The following is a 17,025-nucleotide window of genomic DNA, read 5'->3' as shown; positions in this document are numbered from 1 at the left end:
GTCCCCGCACGGGGCGGAATTCGATATCCGGGGGGATTCATGAGTAGATCAGTCGGTAACTGCAATGCGCTGCTCACCGAGATGGATGCGTTCCGTCAAGGGTTCGGGCAACCGGCGGCGTTGTCCGAATCCCTTCGCTCGGCGACACTACTCATACCGATCACCGAGGACGACCGGGTGCTCACCAGCCCGTTCGGAGGGCTTCACTGGATCTGCGCGTTCACCAGTGAGCGGGAATATGCCCGGTACTCGCTCGCCCGCGAACAGCACCCGAGTGCCTGTCGTTTTCACACGATCTTCGGATGGCGTCTGATGGACGTCCTCATCCCGGCCTTGACCCGACCGACCGGAGTGGTGATCGACGTCGCCGGAGACAACCCGATCGCTTTTCCGCCCGCGCTCGACGAGGCCGCGTAAATGGGGGAACAACTCGAAGTCGACCCTGCGGTGCTAGTCCAGGCCGCGCAGGGAATCAACGCGATTACCGAATCCCTGGCGGGCCTGGGCATCGGTGAGACCGCAGCCGTCGGGCGGGGGTTCTCCCTCCTCGCACTGTCGCCCATGGAAGCCGGGAAGCAGGAAGTGCAGTCGAGCCTGGAAGAGTTCGCGGAGCGGTGGTCGTGGGGGGTGCGCTACCTCGTTCAGGCGGCTAATGACATCGCCCGAAACCTCGACCTGGCCGCAGGCCGCTACCACGCCACCGAACAGGCATACTCGAACGCGCTGAAAACGATGTGGACCAACACCGTCGGCAATCCCCACCTCAGTGGTGAGGAGATCAGCGAACGGACTTGGGGCGAGACGCTCGCCGACAACCCGGTCAACCAGACCCTCAACCCCGATTACAGTCTCGAGTCGTTCGCGGCGGCAGATCGGACCATCGCCACCAACAATGAGGTGATCTCCGCCGTCGGCCCGCAGGCGCTCGCCAATGTGTCGCCGCTGGGGGACATGCTGGACTCCGAATCGACCGCCGCATGGAACACGGACGGTGCCGACGAGGCCGCGGCCATCATGTCGGCAGGCGGACCGTCGTGAGCTGGCTCAGCGACACCTGGGAAGACGCGAAGGGTGTGGTCGACGACGTCGGGGACGCGGCCGAGGACGCCATCGAAAGCACCGTGGAGAATGCCGGGCAGACACTGGACTCGGGATTCGACGCCGCAGCCGGGCTTGCAGACAGGGTAGGCGCCGACGGCTTGTCCGATGCTCTCACCGATCTCGGTGACGAGATCGCCAGCGCGACCGGTGGGCCTGTCGACGAACTGGACCTGGGGCAGACGGAAGAGCCGAAGGAACTGATCCGCGGCGAACCGTCAGCCATCACCGAGGCCACAAACAGGCTCACCGATTTAGCTACCGGCATCGGATCCACCGGTGCCGCCCTCCGTACCGTCGATGCAGCCGACTGGACGGGCAGTGCAGCAGACAGATTCAACGAAGTCTTCGACAAGCAACCGGGGCTGTGGCACGACGCCGCCGATGCGATGACCACGGCCGCGCAGACGCTGACGACGTGGAGTCACACCGTCGAGGCGGCCCAGGCCAGGGCAGCCGACGCAGTGGCGAAGTGGAAGCAAGCCGAGGCCGAGGAACGGACGAAGAAGACTGCGTTCAACGCACTCAGCGGAGCCGAACAGGACGCGAGCCCGCTGGTCGACACGTGGACCGCGTTGCGCGAAGAAGCCCGCGACATCCTCCGAGGCGCGCGAGCCGAACGCGACGGAGTCGCCGGACAAGTCTCCGGTGCGCTCGACGCGGCAACCGCGTCCGCGCCCGCCGAACCGCCCTTCACGCAACGGTGGATGAACAACGCCACCGACGCGATGGACGGTACGCATCTCGCCATCGCGAACTTCTACTCCGGACTAGGAACCGGTCTCACCGGGATCGTCCAGTTCGTTCGGCAGGTCAACCCATACGAGACTTACAACACGACTCACCCGGCCGAGTACCGAGCGAGCATGTCCAACCTCGCCACCGGACTCGTCGTCGCGGCGGCCGACCCCGGCGCGATGGTGTCCGGCGTGGTCAGCGACATCAGAAAGAACCCCTTCGAGTTCGCCGGAAGCCTCACCGGCGACGCCCTCCTGACCGCCGCGACCGGCGGTGCGGGTGCCGGCGTCGCAGGCGCTCGCACGGCAGTGCGTCTCGTCGACGAAGCCGGCGACTTCGGCAGCGGCGCCCGGCTACTCGACGACGTCGCGGATGTCAGCCACAATCCGACGCCCGACACCCCGCACGCCGACTCGCCGGCTCAGCACGCGGGTACGAATCCGACGAGCACCGAACCGGCGCCCGTCGAGCACACTCCACCGCGGACCGACCCGGCATCGCCCGAGCCCAGTCCCGGCCCTGCCGAGCATGCGGACGCCGATGCCGGTGCGAACGAGGCAGCGCGGGAGGCCGGCACCGACTCCGACCGCACCACCGAGAACACGTGTGAAGACCGAGACCCGGTAGACATCGCAACGGGTGAGTTCCTGCTCCCCGAGGTCGATTTGACACTTCCCGGTGTGTTGCCGCTTGTAATCGGCCGTCGACATCGCTCCGGATATCGGTTCGGACGATGGTTCGGCCCGGGCTGGTCCTCCACTGTGGACATGCGTGTGGTGGTCGAAGAAGCCGGGGTCACGCTGCTCGCCGAAGACGGTGTGATGCTCACGTACCCGCATCCCGAGGTGGGGACTCCTGTGATGCCGGAGTCGGGCCAGCGATGGACACTGTCCCGCACCGACACCGGCGCCTACCGAGTGCACGATCCCGACCGGGGACTCACCTGGCATTTCGCACCCAAACCGGAACTGGACGGTCTCGACTCCGCGCTGGGCAACCTCGCGATCAGTGCAATCACCGACCGCCACCGCAATCGCATCCTCTTCCGCCACGACGCTTCCGGTGCTCCTGTCGAGGTGTCGCACTCGGGTGGCTACCGGGTTTTCATCAACACCCGGTTCGGCCGGATCGTGGGGTTGTCCGTCGTTGACGGAGACACTGCGGCGCCGGTGCGCGACTTCGAGTACACCGCAGGGCGTTTGACAGCGGTGGTCAAACCCGGAGGCGGATCGACCCGTTACCGCTACGACGCGGAAGGTCGCATGCTGTCGTGGACCGACGGCAACGGCAACCGCATGGTGAACACCTACGACGAGGCGGGTCGCGTCGTCCAGCAGAAGGGCACGGCCGGCGTCCTCGACTCCACATTCGACTACCGCACCAACCCGGACTCCCCCGGCTCGGTCACCGTCCTCACCGACTCCACCGGTGCGACCACAATCCACGGCTTCGACTCCGACCTCCGGCTGCGAGACCTCGTCGACGCCGCCGGTTCACGCACCCACACCGACTACAACGCCCGTCGCGAACCTCTGCGGGTAGTCGGCCCCGACGGTGCGACGACCAGCTACCTCTACACCGCCGACGGAGACGTTGCCCGAATCACCCGACCCGACGGCAACGTCATCGCCATCGACTACGCGGGCCCCCGCCAACCGGTGACGATCCACCATGCCGACGGCACGATGTCGCGGCAGGAATGGGATGAGCAGGGAAACCTCGTCACCGTCGTCGATGCGGCCGGTGCACGCACCCGGTATGAATACGACGGGTCGGGAAGCCTCACATCGATCACCGACGCGGCCGGGGGTCGCACCTTCGTCGATTGTGACCAGGCCGGATTGCCCGAGGCGGTCACGGACCCGAACGGCGCGGTCACCCGCATCACCCGGGACGGGTTCGGCCGACCCACCACCGTCACCGATCCCACTGGGATGACCACCACCTACCGATGGTCGGCGGACGGTCAGCTCGTCGAGCGCACGCACCCCGACGGCGCGGTCGAAACCTGGGCGTACGACGGGGAGGGCAACCTCCTGGTCCACACGGACGCGGTCGGCGCCACCACCATCTACGAGTACGGCGCGTTCGACCTCCTCGCCGCCCGCACCGACCCCGACGGCACCACCACCACGTACGGCTGGGACACCGAGCGGAGATTGACCTCCGTCACCAATTCCCTCGGCGCCACGTGGTCGTACCGGTACGACGCGGTCGGCCGGCTCGCCAAGGAAACCGATTTCATCGGTGCCACAACTAGTTACACGTACGACGCGGCGGGTCGCGTCGCATCGGTCACCCCCGCCACCGGGATCACTCGCCGGCATACGTACGACATCCTCGGCAACGTCACCGACGTCCGCGCAGACACCGGCGAACATCTCCACTACGAGCACGACCAAGCGGGACGCGTCACCACCGCCGTCGTCGGCACAGGAGACCAGGCGGTCCATTCCCTCGAGTTCACCTACAGCCCGACCGGGGAGTTGGTCAGTGAGACGGTCGACGGCAACCCGGCTTTGCGGTTCGAATACGACGCGGTCGGTCGGCGCACGACGAGGCACAGCCCCAGCGGAAGCGATACTAGTTGGCAGTGGGATCCCACCGGGCATCTCCTGGGACTCACCACCGACGGTCACCACCTGACATTCGGTCACGACGCCATCGGCCGATTGACCGACTGGCGCGTCGGTGAACTCGCAGTGCGTCGCAACCACACCGCGCGCGGCCAGCTCGCCAACCAGGACGTGATCGCCCATCCCGCATCCACTCTGAACCTGGGTCTCGCACCGGGCCTCGAGCCTCGGGCGCTGAGACAGGACAGTTACGCGTACCGGCCGGACGGATACCTCGTCGACCACACCACCCAGCGGGACGCGTCCAGGGTGGTCCGCCGCGGTTTCGACCTCGACCCGGCAGGCCGGATCACCGCTGTCGTGCAGGACGGTCATGTAGCCGAGCAGTATCGCTACGACCCGCTCGGCAACATCACAGATTCCGGTTCGGAACGTCGCGAGTATCTCGGCAACCTGCTGGTCCGCGACGGCCGCACCCGATTTCACTACGACGCCGTGGGACGCCTGATCCGGAAGACCACCACCCGTCTCTCACGTGCACCGGACGTGTGGCACTACCGCTACAACGCGTTCGATCAGCTCACCGACGTCACCACCCCCGACGGTCAGCACTGGCAGTACACCTACGACGCCCTCAGCCGACGCACCACCAAACAACGACTCGACAGCGACGGCACCGTCGCTGACCTCACCCGATACACGTGGGACGGCACGCACCTGCTCGAGCAGCACTCCGGCGGCACCACCACCCGATGGAACTACCAGCACGGCAGCTACACACCACTCACCCAGGCCGTCACCCGAACCGTGGACACCGACCGGCTTTCGGATCAGCGGGCTGTCGACAACGAGTTCTACGCAATCATCACCGACCTCGTCGGAACGCCGGTCGAACTCGTCGACCCCCACAACGCCGACCGCGTCGCCGACGCCACCACCAACCTGTGGGGCAACACCACCTGGCACGGCGCCGCTGACACACCCCTCCGCTTCCCCGGCCAGTACCACGACCCGGAAACCGGACTCCACTACAACCTGCATCGTTACTACAACCCCGCCACCGCCCGATACCTCACCCAGGACCCACTCGGACTCGCACCCTCACCCAACCCGAACACCTATCCCCACAACCCCACCGGATGGACCGACCCACTCGGCCTGGTGCCGACGGCGTGTGAAGAAGGAAGCGACAGGGCTTTCGACCATGGCTACGACTACCACCCGAGGATTCGTGAGCGTGGCCTAGAAGATCCCACGGGTCACAATTTCCCTTACTCATTCGACGATCAAATTCTGAGACATGAGCCGACCGTCCAGCGCGATGGATCATTGCTGTACCGCGCGGACGGCTTTCTCAACGGCAAGCCGGGATATTATGAGATTGCGGTCAACGTCGATCGGAACCTAATATTTCACCGAACATGGAGGTCCGGAAGTTGAAATACATAAGGCTTTCTGCAGACTACCTCGAGCCGTCCATAATTGATCAGCAGGAAGGACGCACTAGTCCCCAGTCCCTTAGCCTGTCCAGTGAACTACAAGATGTATTGGAAGATTGGAATCTCCACTATCAATCGATAATCCAATTAAGCATGAAAGAACGCTCCTCTGGGCAAGTAAAATCTGAGATTGATCGCCTTGACTCGGAGGGGATGGTAATCGCGCAGAAGATCGCCACCGAATTGGGCGATTGTGCAAAGGTTGAATACTACAGTGAAGGCCTCCTGAAGCGGATCAACACCTGAGCATACGGCCGAGAATGGATTTTCTGTGCGCGGAGTGAGACGGCACAGAGTTCGAATCATAGTAAAGTGCTCAGTGTCTCGATCGATCTTCGGCGTCAACGAGCGGCAGTGGAGGACGAAGTCGACGTTAAGACTTTTCTAGCGCTGCCGCTGGATCAGCAGTCACTTATCCTCTTGACAGGCCGGAAGTTCTCTGGTCATCTAATTCGCATCTTCTAACTATAGGCACGGAAAGGCCTTTGCAATCCAGTATTTCGCCGGTCAAGTGGCACGCCACCAAGGCCATCTGAGGCAAGCCCATAGGGCACCTCTTGGACACTCTCGCTACTGCTACGCTTCGTTCATCGTGAGCGGTAAATTTCGTTGCCAGGAGCAATATCGAATCGACGAGGCGATGAATGCAGCGTCTCGAGGCGGTAAGCTGCCATGCTCAACCGGGGAAACCGCGGGAATACCACCCAGCGATCTCATAGTTGCGCAGGGAATCGCCACTTGCGAGCGGAATCAACCGCGCAAAGAACTGATTCGTCCGCAAACAGCCACCTGGTGGGCTGCCGCGGCCACGCAACGAAGAGTCGTCGGCCCCAGCGCCCGCGTTGCAGGATGCGGCGAACAGCATGCCCGACTCATACTCGATCCCGGGGAAACCGCGGAACACCCACCTAACGGAACACCCACTCCACAGATGCGCACGTATTCGCCAACTGCGCACCAAATTCGGAATTTCCTGTGCAACGGACTAATTGGTGCGCAAACAGGCACCTGGTGAGTTGCCTCCCCGTCGCCCGCAGCCCAGCGCCCACGTATCACCCGTTGTCGGCGCCGCCGGCGTGCTGTGCCTCGATTTTTGCCCATTCCCTGCCGCGGTGGTTGGCGAGGCGCAGCTCTTCGGCTTCGTCGAAGGTGTACCACTCGGTGCTGGGGCGGTCGGGTAGGACGCCTCGCAGGTATTCGCCGAGGTAGTGCAGTGGTCCTTCCCATCCCGTTCCGACGCCGTAGCAGCCGGTGTCTGGATCGTTGCGGAACACGTCGGCGACAGAGGCGTGCTCCAACACCAGCCACGTGGCGTCGGGGCCGTCGGGAGTCAGCCGGACCTCGACCTGGTCGCTGTAGCCACGATCGCCGGGCGGTGTCCACTCGAGCCGCAGCAGATGCGGGGGGTCACAGACGAGAATTTTCCCACTGGCCTGCCCCTCGAACGCATAGGAACCACCCGCGCGCAGGTCGCCGCTGACCGGGAGGAAAAAACGGTTCACACGGTCTGGGGTCGTGATGGCGTCCCACACATCCTTGATGGGCGCTTCGTATCGACGCTCGAGCACCGCCGTTCGCGCTGGGCCTTCAGCAATTTCTCGGTTGCCCATTGCCCGTTTCACAGCCGTCAGGCTGGTGTCTTGGCTGGCGATCTCATTCACTGTCGGTCTCCTTCATTGGATGAGTCGGGATGTGACGGTCGGCTCATTCGGCGCTCGCGACGTCCGCGAGCGAGTTCGGTGGCCAACGCGTCGAGCGGTCCGGTCCAGAACCGCCGGAACCCTTCGAGCCACTGATCGATTTCTTGCAGCGGCGCCGGCTCGACCGCGTAGAGGCGTCTCGTGCCTTCGCGCCGGACCGTGGCGAACCCGTTCTCCCGGAGAACCCGCAGGTGTCCCGACACCGTCGGCTGGGAGATACCGAACTCGGCTGCAGCAACCTCGGTCACCTGGCCGGCCGAGCACTCCCCCTCGGACAAGAGCTCCAGAATCCGCCGCCGGACGGGGTCGCCGAGAACATCGAACGCGTGCACCATCCCTTTATATCGGTATCAACCAATATAGGCAAGAGCCGATGAAGCGCGCCGGCTCACCGCTCCAGCAGCCCCTTCAACCGCTGCAGGTCCGCGGCGACGGCCGAGGCGTCGGCGGTGAACTCGTCGACGCCCATCCCTTCTCTTCGTCGGAGGGTGAAGACGACTTCGCTGTGTTCGCCGTCGGGGATGACGCGAACCGGGTTGTAGACGGTGCCTCCGCCCGGGAGCGTGACGTGGTGGTCGAGCACTCCGAAGTCGTTGGGTGGCGCGAAGGCGACGAACACCTGCCCCATCGGCGAGTCGGCGACCCAGTGATCGCCCTCGCGGGCAATGCTGCTGCTCAAACCGGCCGCCCAGGCCGGCAGATTGGCTGGGTCGCTCGCATAGGCGTAGACGTCGGCGGCACTGCGAGCGATGAACACACTGACATGGGTGGATTCGCGAGTCATGGCTCCAGCATCCCCGTTGTTCCGCGAACCTGATTGAAGGTATCGGACGGGGCGCGTCGGCGTCGATGTCTGAAATCTTCTATTTCCACGACGTCGTCCGAAGCTAGCTTTACAGCATGACGATTCCTGCTTTTACCGCCATCGAACTGGTGGTTCACGACCTCGCCGCATCATTGGCGTTCTACCGTCGCATCGGCCTCGACATCCCGGCCGGGTCTGAGGAAGCGCCACATGTCGAGTTCGAACTCCCGGGCGGAATACGACTGCTGTGGGACACCGTCGAGACCATCCGGTCGTTCGAGCCGGACTGGACGACACCTCAGGGTGGACATCGGGTGGCACTCGGGTTCGACTGCGGTAGTCCGGATGTCGTGGACAAGGTATTCACTGACCTGACCGACGCCGGCTACCGCGAGAGACATGCCCCTTGGGACGCGCCCTGGGGCCAGCGTTACGCCACGATCGACGACCCGGATGGCAATCCGGTCGACCTGTTCGCGCCACTCACGACGACGTGACCAATCGGCCGAAGGAGCGGCCGGTCAACTCGTTCGACTCGCGGATCAAGTGAGCTTGGTCGGCGAACCCCGCCAAGCTTGCCGCCTCCGCGGCAGACATCGACCCCACCAACTCCCTGGCCCGCTGCAGCCGGAGAATGCGCGCCAGCATCTTCGGCCCGTATCCGAACTCCCGCCGACACAGCCGGTGCAGTTGGCGTTCGCTCATACCGACACGATCCGCCACCTCCCGGACGGGGCACTGACGTGCAAGCAGGCTCACGGTCACCGCGATTCTGCGGTCCGGCCTCGCAATCAGCCGGCGACGGGCGGCGAACTTCTCGAGTTGAGTGGCGGGGTCACCGTGCTCGGCGATCGAGGACAGAAGCCTGGCGGTGTCGTCGTCGTAGAGCACGTCGGCGAGCGGCACCCGCGCGTTCGCCAACGCCTCCGCCGGCGTCCCGAGCAACGCCGGCAGGGTGCCGGGCGCACATCGCAGTCCCGCAAGGTAATCGCCGGGGCGAGTGCGTGCAATGTAGGGACGAGAATCCGGCCCCGCCACGACGACGTCGCCGTTCATCCAGATGAGATCCATGCATCCGTCGGGGAGAATCGCGCCGTCACCGTCCGCTGCGGTCTTTTCCCACACCACCGCGCCGGCGAAGGTAGAGCTCCGCTCCGAGTACATGCGCTCATGCTAGGCAGTGGGTCCGACCCGGACTATTCCTCGAAGAATCCCCGCACGAGTCTCGGTGCAGGCTGGACCCCGTGGTGGAGTTCTTGGAGCGCCCGCAGACGCAGATCGCCGACCGCGGGCCCCCTGGACGCCCCGGGCACCCACTCACCGAGATCGGCGACCGCTTCGACGACGCGGTCGGCACATCGGGTGGCCTCCGGCACCCGGCCGATCCCGAGGCCCTCGATGATCACCACGTTCCCGTCCGTGAGTCCGCGTACTCCGACCGACCACCCGAAGTGGCGGTTCCAGGCCAGAACGACCTTCCGTCCCGGGTAACAGGGGATTTCCGAGGACAGTGTCAGGACCGCGTCGAATGCGGGTATCTGCCACCACTCCACCGTGTCCGCTTCCACCGTCGCAGCAACGGACCGGATGTACTCGACGACATGCGTAGCACCGGCAACCCGGAGCGCTTCGTTCATGATTCGACCCACCTTCGACGAATCCGGCGGCACAGAGGCCGGCGAAGTCGTGCGCCTCAGCCTTCAGTTACCCGCTGCGCTGCTGAGCGGGGACGGAACCCGCCGAACGGGTCCCTCTCGTCAGGTATTCGGCGCAGAACCGGCTGCGGACGGGATCGACTTCCGCCGGGAACGACGAAAGCCACGAACTCGTTTCGAGTTCGTGGCTTTCGTTGTCGCGGTCCGAAAACCGCTGTGGTGGGCGAAGGGGGACTTGAACCCCCACGTCCCGAAGGACACTGGCACCTGAAGCCAGCGCGTCTGCCATTCCGCCACTCGCCCGAGCGACTGGAGAACATTATCACGAGGCCATCGGAAGTCGCGATTCGTGCAGGTCAAGTCCGGAAATGCCCACACAAACCCTCGCCCGGACAAAGACCGATATCATGCTAGTGCGTAGACCCGTGTCGCGGCTCGATGCAGTGACAGTACCGTGGGGTTTATGCATGGAAGTGTCGCGACACGAACGGGGTCACGGCACGACCGACACCGCGCCGAACATGTCGCAGGCCGACGAGCGAGACACTGTAAGGAGGTTCCGATGGGGATAGTGCAACGTTTCGAGCGGAAGCTCCAGGGAGCAGTGGGTGACGCGTTCGCACGGGTCTTCGGCGGCGGCGTGGTGCCGCAGGAAGTGGAGGCGGCACTTCAGCAGGAGGCCGCCGATCGTATTCAGGAGCTCGAGGGCGGACACCTGCTTGCTCCGAACAGCTACGTCATCGCCATCAACAACTCGGACCACGAAGGCCTTGCCGCTGACAGAGACCTGACTGTCAAAGCCTTCTCCCGTCACCTCGAAGACTTCATTCGCGACCAGGGCTGGCAGACGTATGGTCCCATTCATGTCGCGTTCGAACCATCGCCTTCACTGCACACCGGGCAGTTCCGCACCCGGGGTTCGGTGGATCCGGATGCGGGTCGCCCGGGCGCGACCCCACCGGGGCGACCCGAACCGCCGCGCGGTCCCGCACCGCGACCACAGGCACCGTTTGTACCCGTCACGTCGAATCCAGGAGCTGGCCCCATGACGCAGAACTCAGGCTACGACCCCAGCCGCGAACCAGCGGGCAACCGTAAGCCCGATCCGCAGTACGCGCGCAACGGTCACGCCCATGCGAGCCAGGACCAGGGATACCCGCCTGGTTACCAGAACGGTTACGACCGGGGCGGCTACCCGCAGGGCGGCTACGACCAGCAGCAGCCTTACCCCGAGGCGCCGCGTGGTGGGTACCCGCAGGATCAGCAGGCCTACGGCCAGGCCTACGAGCAGGCACCGCAGGCGCCCGGCTACGAGCAGCCCGCCGACGAGGGCTACGACTACCGCGAGGCCGGATACGCCCAGGACTACCGGGGTGGCTACGACCAGGGCGCTCCTGCGCGCTACCCGGACGGCACCTACGCCGAAGCCGGTTACCAGCAGCCGCAGGCGTACGACCGTGGCGGCTACCAGCAGGGTGGCTACGACCAGCAGGCGTACGACCAGGGCTACTCGGACTACGACCAGGGCGGCTACAACCAGCAGGCCTACCCGCCCGAGGGGCACACGTACACCGCCACGCTGCAGCTCGAAGACGGCAGTGGACGCCACTTCCAGCTGCGCGAGGGCAACAACATCATCGGTCGCGGCCAGGAGGCACAGTTCCGTCTGCCCGACACCGGGGTGTCGCGTCGCCATATCGACATCCGCTGGGACGGTCAGGTCGCAATGCTGTCCGACCTGGGATCCACCAACGGGACCACGGTCAACGGTGCGCCGGTCCAGGATTGGCAGCTCGCGGACGGCGACATCATCCGGGCGGGGCACTCGGAGATCCTGGTTCGAATCCTCTGAGGCGCAGCCGACCGGAGACCCAGAGGCGCAGCCGACCGGACACCCTGAGGCGAAGCCGACACAACTTATCCGGACCGCCTGCCGAGACCCTTTCGAGACGCGTTCGATGCTCGACCGACACCCCGTCGGAGGCCGTGTCGGAGGTAACACGGTGGCGACTCCGTATCGTTGGGGGCTGTCCGTATCCTGATCGCAGGGTGCGGATTGCCCCTATGATGCTGCGAGAAAAAGACGCCGGAGACTCGACCGTTTCGGCAACAGAAGGAGGTGGACTGCCGTGCAAGGTTTGATTCTGCAACTCACGCGAGCAGGCTTTCTGCTTCTGCTGTGGCTCTTCGTGTGGTCTGTACTCAGAGCGCTCCGTGGTGACATCTACGCAGGTTCCGGCGTCCGGGTTCCCCCCAGGTACTCGCGCACCGGCAACGTCCTCCCTTCCCTGGGTAAGACGAAGACGGCCAAGTATCTCGTGGTCACACAGGGTGGCCTGGCGGGCACTCGCATCACCTTGGGTACTCAGCCGGTTCTGATCGGGCGGGCCGACGACTCCACCCTCGTACTCACCGACGACTACGCGTCCACCCGGCACGCCCGGCTCTCTCCGCGGGGCGCCGACTGGTACGTCGAAGACCTCGGCTCCACCAACGGCACCTACCTCGACCGCGCCAAGGTCACCACATCTGTCCGCGTGCCGCTCGGTACTCCCGTACGCGTCGGCAAGACGGTAATCGAGTTGCGCCCGTGACCCTCGTACTCCGCTATGCCGCCCGCAGCGACCGTGGCCTCGTCCGATCCAACAACGAAGACTCTGTCTACGCCGGTGCGCGACTGCTGGCGCTGGCGGACGGTATGGGTGGTCATGCGGCAGGTGAGGTCGCGTCGCAGTTGATGATTGCGGCGCTTGCGCATCTCGACGACGACGAGCCGGGCGAAGACCTTCTGGGCAAGCTCGAGGCGGCCACGCGTGAGGGCAACGACTCCATCGCCGACCACGTCGAGGAGGATCCGGAGCTCGACGGCATGGGCACCACGCTCACCGCGATCCTCTTCTCCGGGAGCAAACTCGGGCTGGTCCACATCGGCGACTCCCGCGCCTACCTTCTGCGCGACAACACCCTGACGCAGATCACGCGCGACGACACGTTCGTGCAGTCCCTCGTCGACGAGGGACGGATCACGGCGGAACAGGCGCACACCCACCCGCAACGTTCCCTCATCATGCGGGCGCTCACCGGCAACGAGATCGAGCCCACCCTCACGGTCCGGGAGGCCCGCGCCGGCGACCGTTATCTGCTGTGTTCCGACGGGCTTTCAGATGTGGTGAGTGACGAGACCATCGAGAACACGATGCGTGAGGGCAGCCAGGACGAATGCGCCGACCGGCTCATCGAACTCGCGTTGCGCAGCGGTGGTCCCGACAACGTGACGGTTGTGGTCGCCGATGTCATCGATCTCGACTACGGGCAGAGCCACCCGATCGTGGCCGGGGCAGCATCCGCCGACGACGACGATGACTCCCCGCCGCCGAACACCGCCGCAGGCCGTGCCGCAGCGATGCGGCCGCCGCGCGCGACCCCCAAACGCGTCGTCCCGCAGGTCGAGGAAGCACCGACGAAGAAGACGCGCCACCGTATGTGGTGGGCAGCGCTGGCGCTCGGTCTCATCGTCGTCGTCGCCGTCGCTGCCTTCGTAGGGCGGGCTCTGATCCGCAACAACTACTACGTCGGCGCCGACGGCGAACGTGTGACCGTACTGCGTGGCGTCCCGGGTTCGGTGCTCGGTTACTCGCTCCAGGAGGCCAACCTCGTCGGCTGTGTCACCGACACCGGTTCGCTCACGCTGATGTCGCCCACCGACTCCCCGAACGGGTGCACCATTCTCCAGGTCGACGACCTGCAGCCGTCGGCCCGCGAACAGGTCCGCGCCGGTTTGCCGTCGGGCAAGCTCGACGACGTCCGCAACCAGATGGCACGGCTTGCCGACAACGATCTCCTGCCCGTCTGCGGATCGCAGCCGGCCACCACTAGCCCTGTCCCGGTGCCGTCACCCACTCCGGAGCCTCCCCCGGCGCCCACTCCCGAGACGGCTGTACCACCGACCCCGACCACGACCCCGACGCCGACCACGACCCAGGTCCCCGGTCAGAACTGCAGGACGGCTAGCTGATGTCCGTCGCAAGTGCTTCACCGGGGGCGCAGTTTCCCAGTCCACCGGGCGGGTTCGCACCAGCCCCCGTCCAATCGACGCGTCGCAACACCGAGCTGATGCTCATCGGTCTCGCGATTCTGATCACGACCCTGTCACTGGTGTTGGTCGAGGCCAGCCAGGAACAGAGCATCACCTGGGATCTCGGCAAGTACGCCGCAGCGTACGCAGCGCTGTTTCTGATCGCGCACCTCGCGGTCCGGCGGTTCGCGCCGTATGCCGATCCGCTGATCCTTCCCATCGTCGCGCTGCTCAACGGCCTCGGGCTGGTGTTGATTCACCGCCTCGATCTGGCCGACGCCCAGTCGGCCCAGTACTTCGGGCTGCCCGTCCCCTCGCCCGACGCCAACCAGCAGGTGCTGTGGACGACCCTGGCCATCGCGGGTTTCGTCGCTGTCCTGGTGTTACTGAAGGACTATCGACTGCTCGCCCGCTACAGCTACACGCTGGGTCTTGCGGGACTGGTCTTCCTCGCCATACCGGCTATCCTTCCGTCGAGCTTCTCCGAGGTGAACGGCGCAAAAATCTGGATCCGGCTTCCCGGCTTCAGTATTCAGCCAGGCGAGTTCGCCAAAATTCTGCTGATCATCTTCTTCGCGTCCGTCCTGGTCGCGAAGCGTGACCTGTTCACCACCGCCGGCAAGCACATCTTCGGGATGGATCTGCCCCGTGCCCGTGACCTCGGCCCGATCCTCCTCGCCTGGATGGTGTCGGTGGGCGTGCTGGTGTTCGAAAAGGATCTCGGCACGTCACTGCTGTTGTTCAGCACCGTTCTGGTGATGCTGTACATCGCCACCGAACGCGTCGGCTGGCTGCTCATCGGCGGTGGCCTCCTCGCGATCGGTTTCTTCTTCGCCTATCAAATGTTCGGTCACGTACGGGTCCGCGTCAGCACGTGGCTCGACCCGCTGGCCGATTACAACAACACCGGATACCAGATCTCGCAGTCGTTGTTCGGGCTCGCTACGGGTGGTGTCGCGGGAACCGGACTCGGCAGCGGCCGGCCGGCGCAGGTGCCGTTCGCGAAGACCGACTTCATCGTGGCCACGATCGGCGAGGAACTGGGCCTGATCGGCCTCGCCGCCGTACTGATGCTGTTCCTGATCCTCGTCATCCGCGGCCTCCGCACGGCGCTCGCAGTACGGGACAGCTTCGGCAAGCTCCTCGCCGCCGGACTGTCGTTCACCATCGCCGTGCAGGTGTTCGTCGTCGTCGGCGGCGTCACCAAGTTGATTCCCCTCACCGGGCTGACCACGCCGTTCATGTCGTACGGTGGGTCGTCGCTGCTGGCCAACTACCTTTTGCTCGCCATTCTGATCAAGATCTCGGACGCCGCCCGCGAGCCGGCCGTCCCGAAGAAGAAGGGTCCCGCCCCCATCGCCGACGCTCCCACCGAAATGGTGCCGCGCACATGAACACACCACTGCGCCGCGTCGCGATCGCTGTCATGGTCATGGTGGTCGCCCTCCTCGCCAACGCCACCTACGTGCAGGTCATCAAGGCGGACGACCTTCGAGCCGATCCGCGGAACTCGCGCGTCCTCCTCGACGAGTACTCCCGCCAGCGCGGTCAGATCTCCGCCGCGGGACAGGTGCTCGCGGCGTCCGTGCCCACCGAGGACCGCTACAAGTACCTGCGGACCTACCCGCCGAACCCGGCGGCGCCGTCGAGCCCGCTGGCCAACGCACCCGTCACCGGCTTCTACTCCATGCAGTACGGCAGCACGGGTCTCGAGCGTGCCGAGGACCCGGTACTCAACGGTTCGGACAACCGGCTGTTCGGCCGCCGGTTCTTCGACCTGGTGTCGGGGCGTGATCCGCGCGGCGGCAACGTCGTGAGCACGATCAATCCGGTGATGCAACAGGTCGCCTACGACCAGCTGACGTCGAAGGGCTACACGGGATCCGTCGTGGCCATCGAGCCGAGCACTGGCCGGATCCTGACGATGGTGAGCACCCCGAGTTACGACCCGAACGTCCTCGCGAGCCACGACGGCACCGAGACCACGCAGGCGTGGGAGGCTCTCAACGCCGACCCCGGCAAGCCTCTGCTGAATCGCGCCGTCTCGCAGACCTACCCGCCGGGCTCCACGTTCAAGGTGGTCGTCACCGCGGCCGCGCTCGGCGCCGGAGCCACCCCGGAAGACCAGTTGACGGCAGCGCCGCAGATCACCCTCCCCGATACTGCGACGACACTCGAGAACTACAACGGTTCCACCTGCGGCGGCGCCCCGACGGCGTCGTTGCGTGAGGCACTCGCCAGGTCGTGCAACACGGCGTTCGTCGAACTCGGCATCAAGACGGGGGCCGACGCCCTCACCGATCAGGCGGCGGCGCTCGGCGTCGGCGGTCAGATGCCGGGTGTCCCGTTCCCGGTCGCGGACAGCACGGTGGGGTCGATTCCCGACGACGCCGCACTCGGTCAGAGCAGCATCGGCCAGCGCGATGTGGCGCTGACACCTCTGCAGAACGCGATGATCGCCGCTACCGTGGCCAACGGCGGGGTGCGCATGCAGCCGCAGCTGGTATCGGAACTGCAGGGACCCGACCTGTCCAACCTCGCGACGACCAACCCGGTGTCCGAGGGTCAGGCGATGTCGCCGCAGGTGGCCGCCACCCTGACAGACCTGATGATCGGCTCCGAGAACAACACCAGCGGTACAGGCAAGATCCCCGGAGTGCAGATCGCGTCGAAGACGGGAACTGCGGAGCACGGAACCGACCCGCGCAACACACCGCCTCACGCCTGGTACATCGCTTTTGCACCCGCACAGAACCCGACGGTCGCCATCGCGGTGATCGTCGAGGACGGCGGAGATCGAGCACTGGCCGCAACCGGCGGCTCGGTGGCTGCACCTATCGGCCGTGCCGTCATCGCAGCCGGATTACAAGGGGGCTGAT

Annotated in this window: 14 protein-coding genes and 1 tRNA gene; 9 read left to right on the top strand and 6 right to left on the bottom strand. The window is 65.3% G+C overall.

The genetic code is table 11. The features are described 5' to 3' along the window. Positions 1–39: 39 nt before the first annotated feature. From CBI38_RS00250 to CBI38_RS00240, 3 genes are read left to right on the top strand one after another with little or no spacing between them, the layout of a single operon-like run. Positions 40–417, top strand: a complete 378-nt coding sequence (locus tag CBI38_RS00250; RefSeq protein ID WP_109325392.1) for an SseB family protein — start codon at positions 40–42, stop codon at positions 415–417. Further along, positions 418–1,038 (top strand): type VII secretion target, encoded by a 621-nt coding sequence (locus CBI38_RS00245; RefSeq protein WP_109325381.1) that lies wholly within the window; start codon positions 418–420, stop codon positions 1,036–1,038. Next, on the top strand, positions 1,035–5,852 hold the full coding sequence (locus CBI38_RS00240; RefSeq protein ID WP_109325373.1) for a putative T7SS-secreted protein: 4,818 nt from the start codon (positions 1,035–1,037) through the stop codon (positions 5,850–5,852). Before CBI38_RS00245 ends, CBI38_RS00240 begins: the two co-directional genes overlap by 4 nt. A gap of 1,111 nt (positions 5,853–6,963) precedes the next feature. Here CBI38_RS00240 and CBI38_RS00230 read toward each other — a convergent pair. From CBI38_RS00230 to CBI38_RS00220, 3 genes are read right to left on the bottom strand one after another with little or no spacing between them, the layout of a single operon-like run. Further along, on the bottom strand, positions 6,964–7,572 hold the full coding sequence (locus CBI38_RS00230) for an SRPBCC family protein (RefSeq protein ID WP_109325371.1): 609 nt from the start codon (positions 7,570–7,572) through the stop codon (positions 6,964–6,966). Next, a complete protein-coding gene (locus tag CBI38_RS00225; RefSeq protein ID WP_109334766.1) occupies positions 7,569–7,943 on the bottom strand; it encodes an ArsR/SmtB family transcription factor in 375 nt (124 codons plus the stop codon). The genes CBI38_RS00230 and CBI38_RS00225 overlap by 4 nt, the downstream gene beginning before the upstream one ends. Positions 7,944–7,999: 56 nt before the next feature. Continuing rightward, on the bottom strand, positions 8,000–8,395 hold the full coding sequence (locus CBI38_RS00220) for an SRPBCC family protein (RefSeq protein WP_109325370.1): 396 nt from the start codon (positions 8,393–8,395) through the stop codon (positions 8,000–8,002). A 116-nt stretch (positions 8,396–8,511) separates the two neighbouring features. On the opposite strand from CBI38_RS00220, the gene CBI38_RS00215 reads away from it, so the two are divergent. After that, positions 8,512–8,913 (top strand): VOC family protein, encoded by a 402-nt coding sequence (locus tag CBI38_RS00215; RefSeq protein WP_109325369.1) that lies wholly within the window; start codon positions 8,512–8,514, stop codon positions 8,911–8,913. Here CBI38_RS00215 and CBI38_RS00210 read toward each other — a convergent pair. The 3 genes from CBI38_RS00210 to CBI38_RS00200 form a co-directional block, all read right to left on the bottom strand. Continuing rightward, positions 8,900–9,580: a helix-turn-helix domain-containing protein gene (locus CBI38_RS00210; protein WP_109325368.1), complete on the bottom strand. Its 681-nt coding sequence runs from the start codon at positions 9,578–9,580 to the stop codon at positions 8,900–8,902. The two genes, CBI38_RS00215 and CBI38_RS00210, sit on opposite strands and share 14 nt — an antisense overlap. 32 nt (positions 9,581–9,612) lie before the next feature. After that, positions 9,613–10,053: a DUF6292 family protein gene (locus CBI38_RS00205; protein WP_230990027.1), complete on the bottom strand. Its 441-nt coding sequence runs from the start codon at positions 10,051–10,053 to the stop codon at positions 9,613–9,615. 235 nt (positions 10,054–10,288) lie between these two features. Further along, positions 10,289–10,374 (bottom strand) — tRNA-Leu (locus tag CBI38_RS00200). Positions 10,375–10,633: 259 nt separating this feature from the next. On the opposite strand from CBI38_RS00200, the gene CBI38_RS00195 reads away from it, so the two are divergent. The 5 genes from CBI38_RS00195 (at position 10,634) to CBI38_RS00170 (ending at position 17,024) form a co-directional block, all read left to right on the top strand. Continuing rightward, positions 10,634–11,923, top strand: a complete 1,290-nt coding sequence (locus CBI38_RS00195) for a DUF3662 and FHA domain-containing protein (RefSeq protein ID WP_109325367.1) — start codon at positions 10,634–10,636, stop codon at positions 11,921–11,923. A gap of 277 nt (positions 11,924–12,200) precedes the next feature. Beyond that, on the top strand, positions 12,201–12,665 hold the full coding sequence (locus CBI38_RS00185) for an FHA domain-containing protein FhaB/FipA (protein WP_109325356.1): 465 nt from the start codon (positions 12,201–12,203) through the stop codon (positions 12,663–12,665). Further along, positions 12,662–14,086, top strand: a complete 1,425-nt coding sequence (locus CBI38_RS00180) for a PP2C family protein-serine/threonine phosphatase (RefSeq protein WP_109325354.1) — start codon at positions 12,662–12,664, stop codon at positions 14,084–14,086. Before CBI38_RS00185 ends, CBI38_RS00180 begins: the two co-directional genes overlap by 4 nt. Next, complete coding sequence (locus tag CBI38_RS00175) at positions 14,086–15,540, top strand: FtsW/RodA/SpoVE family cell cycle protein (protein WP_109325353.1); 1,455 nt, start codon at positions 14,086–14,088, stop codon at positions 15,538–15,540. Before CBI38_RS00180 ends, CBI38_RS00175 begins: the two co-directional genes overlap by 1 nt. Then, positions 15,537–17,024 carry a penicillin-binding transpeptidase domain-containing protein gene (locus tag CBI38_RS00170; protein ID WP_109325352.1) on the top strand — a complete coding sequence of 496 codons (1,488 nt, stop codon included), beginning with the start codon at positions 15,537–15,539 and terminating at the stop codon, positions 17,022–17,024. Before CBI38_RS00175 ends, CBI38_RS00170 begins: the two co-directional genes overlap by 4 nt. Position 17,025: the final 1 nt, after the last annotated feature.

This window comes from Rhodococcus oxybenzonivorans (assembly GCF_003130705.1).
Taxonomy (GTDB): Bacteria; Actinomycetota; Actinomycetes; order Mycobacteriales; family Mycobacteriaceae; genus Rhodococcus_F; species Rhodococcus_F oxybenzonivorans.
This window is presented reverse-complemented; position numbering and strand designations above follow the sequence as displayed.

Excerpts from the sequence above, each read along its gene's own strand:
- CBI38_RS00250 (WP_109325392.1), top strand. The coding sequence starts at position 40 with ATGAGTAGATCAGTCGGTAACTGCAATGCGCTGCTCACCGAGATGGAT.
- CBI38_RS00245 (WP_109325381.1), top strand. The coding sequence starts at position 418 with ATGGGGGAACAACTCGAAGTCGACCCTGCGGTGCTAGTCCAGGCCGCG.
- CBI38_RS00220 (WP_109325370.1), bottom strand. The coding sequence starts at position 8,395 with ATGACTCGCGAATCCACCCATGTCAGTGTGTTCATCGCTCGCAGTGCC.
- CBI38_RS00215 (WP_109325369.1), top strand. The coding sequence starts at position 8,512 with ATGACGATTCCTGCTTTTACCGCCATCGAACTGGTGGTTCACGACCTC.
- CBI38_RS00210 (WP_109325368.1), bottom strand. The coding sequence starts at position 9,580 with ATGTACTCGGAGCGGAGCTCTACCTTCGCCGGCGCGGTGGTGTGGGAA.
- CBI38_RS00205 (WP_230990027.1), bottom strand. The coding sequence starts at position 10,053 with ATGAACGAAGCGCTCCGGGTTGCCGGTGCTACGCATGTCGTCGAGTAC.
- CBI38_RS00195 (WP_109325367.1), top strand. The coding sequence starts at position 10,634 with ATGGGGATAGTGCAACGTTTCGAGCGGAAGCTCCAGGGAGCAGTGGGT.
- CBI38_RS00175 (WP_109325353.1), top strand. The coding sequence starts at position 14,086 with ATGTCCGTCGCAAGTGCTTCACCGGGGGCGCAGTTTCCCAGTCCACCG.
- CBI38_RS00170 (WP_109325352.1), top strand. The coding sequence starts at position 15,537 with ATGAACACACCACTGCGCCGCGTCGCGATCGCTGTCATGGTCATGGTG.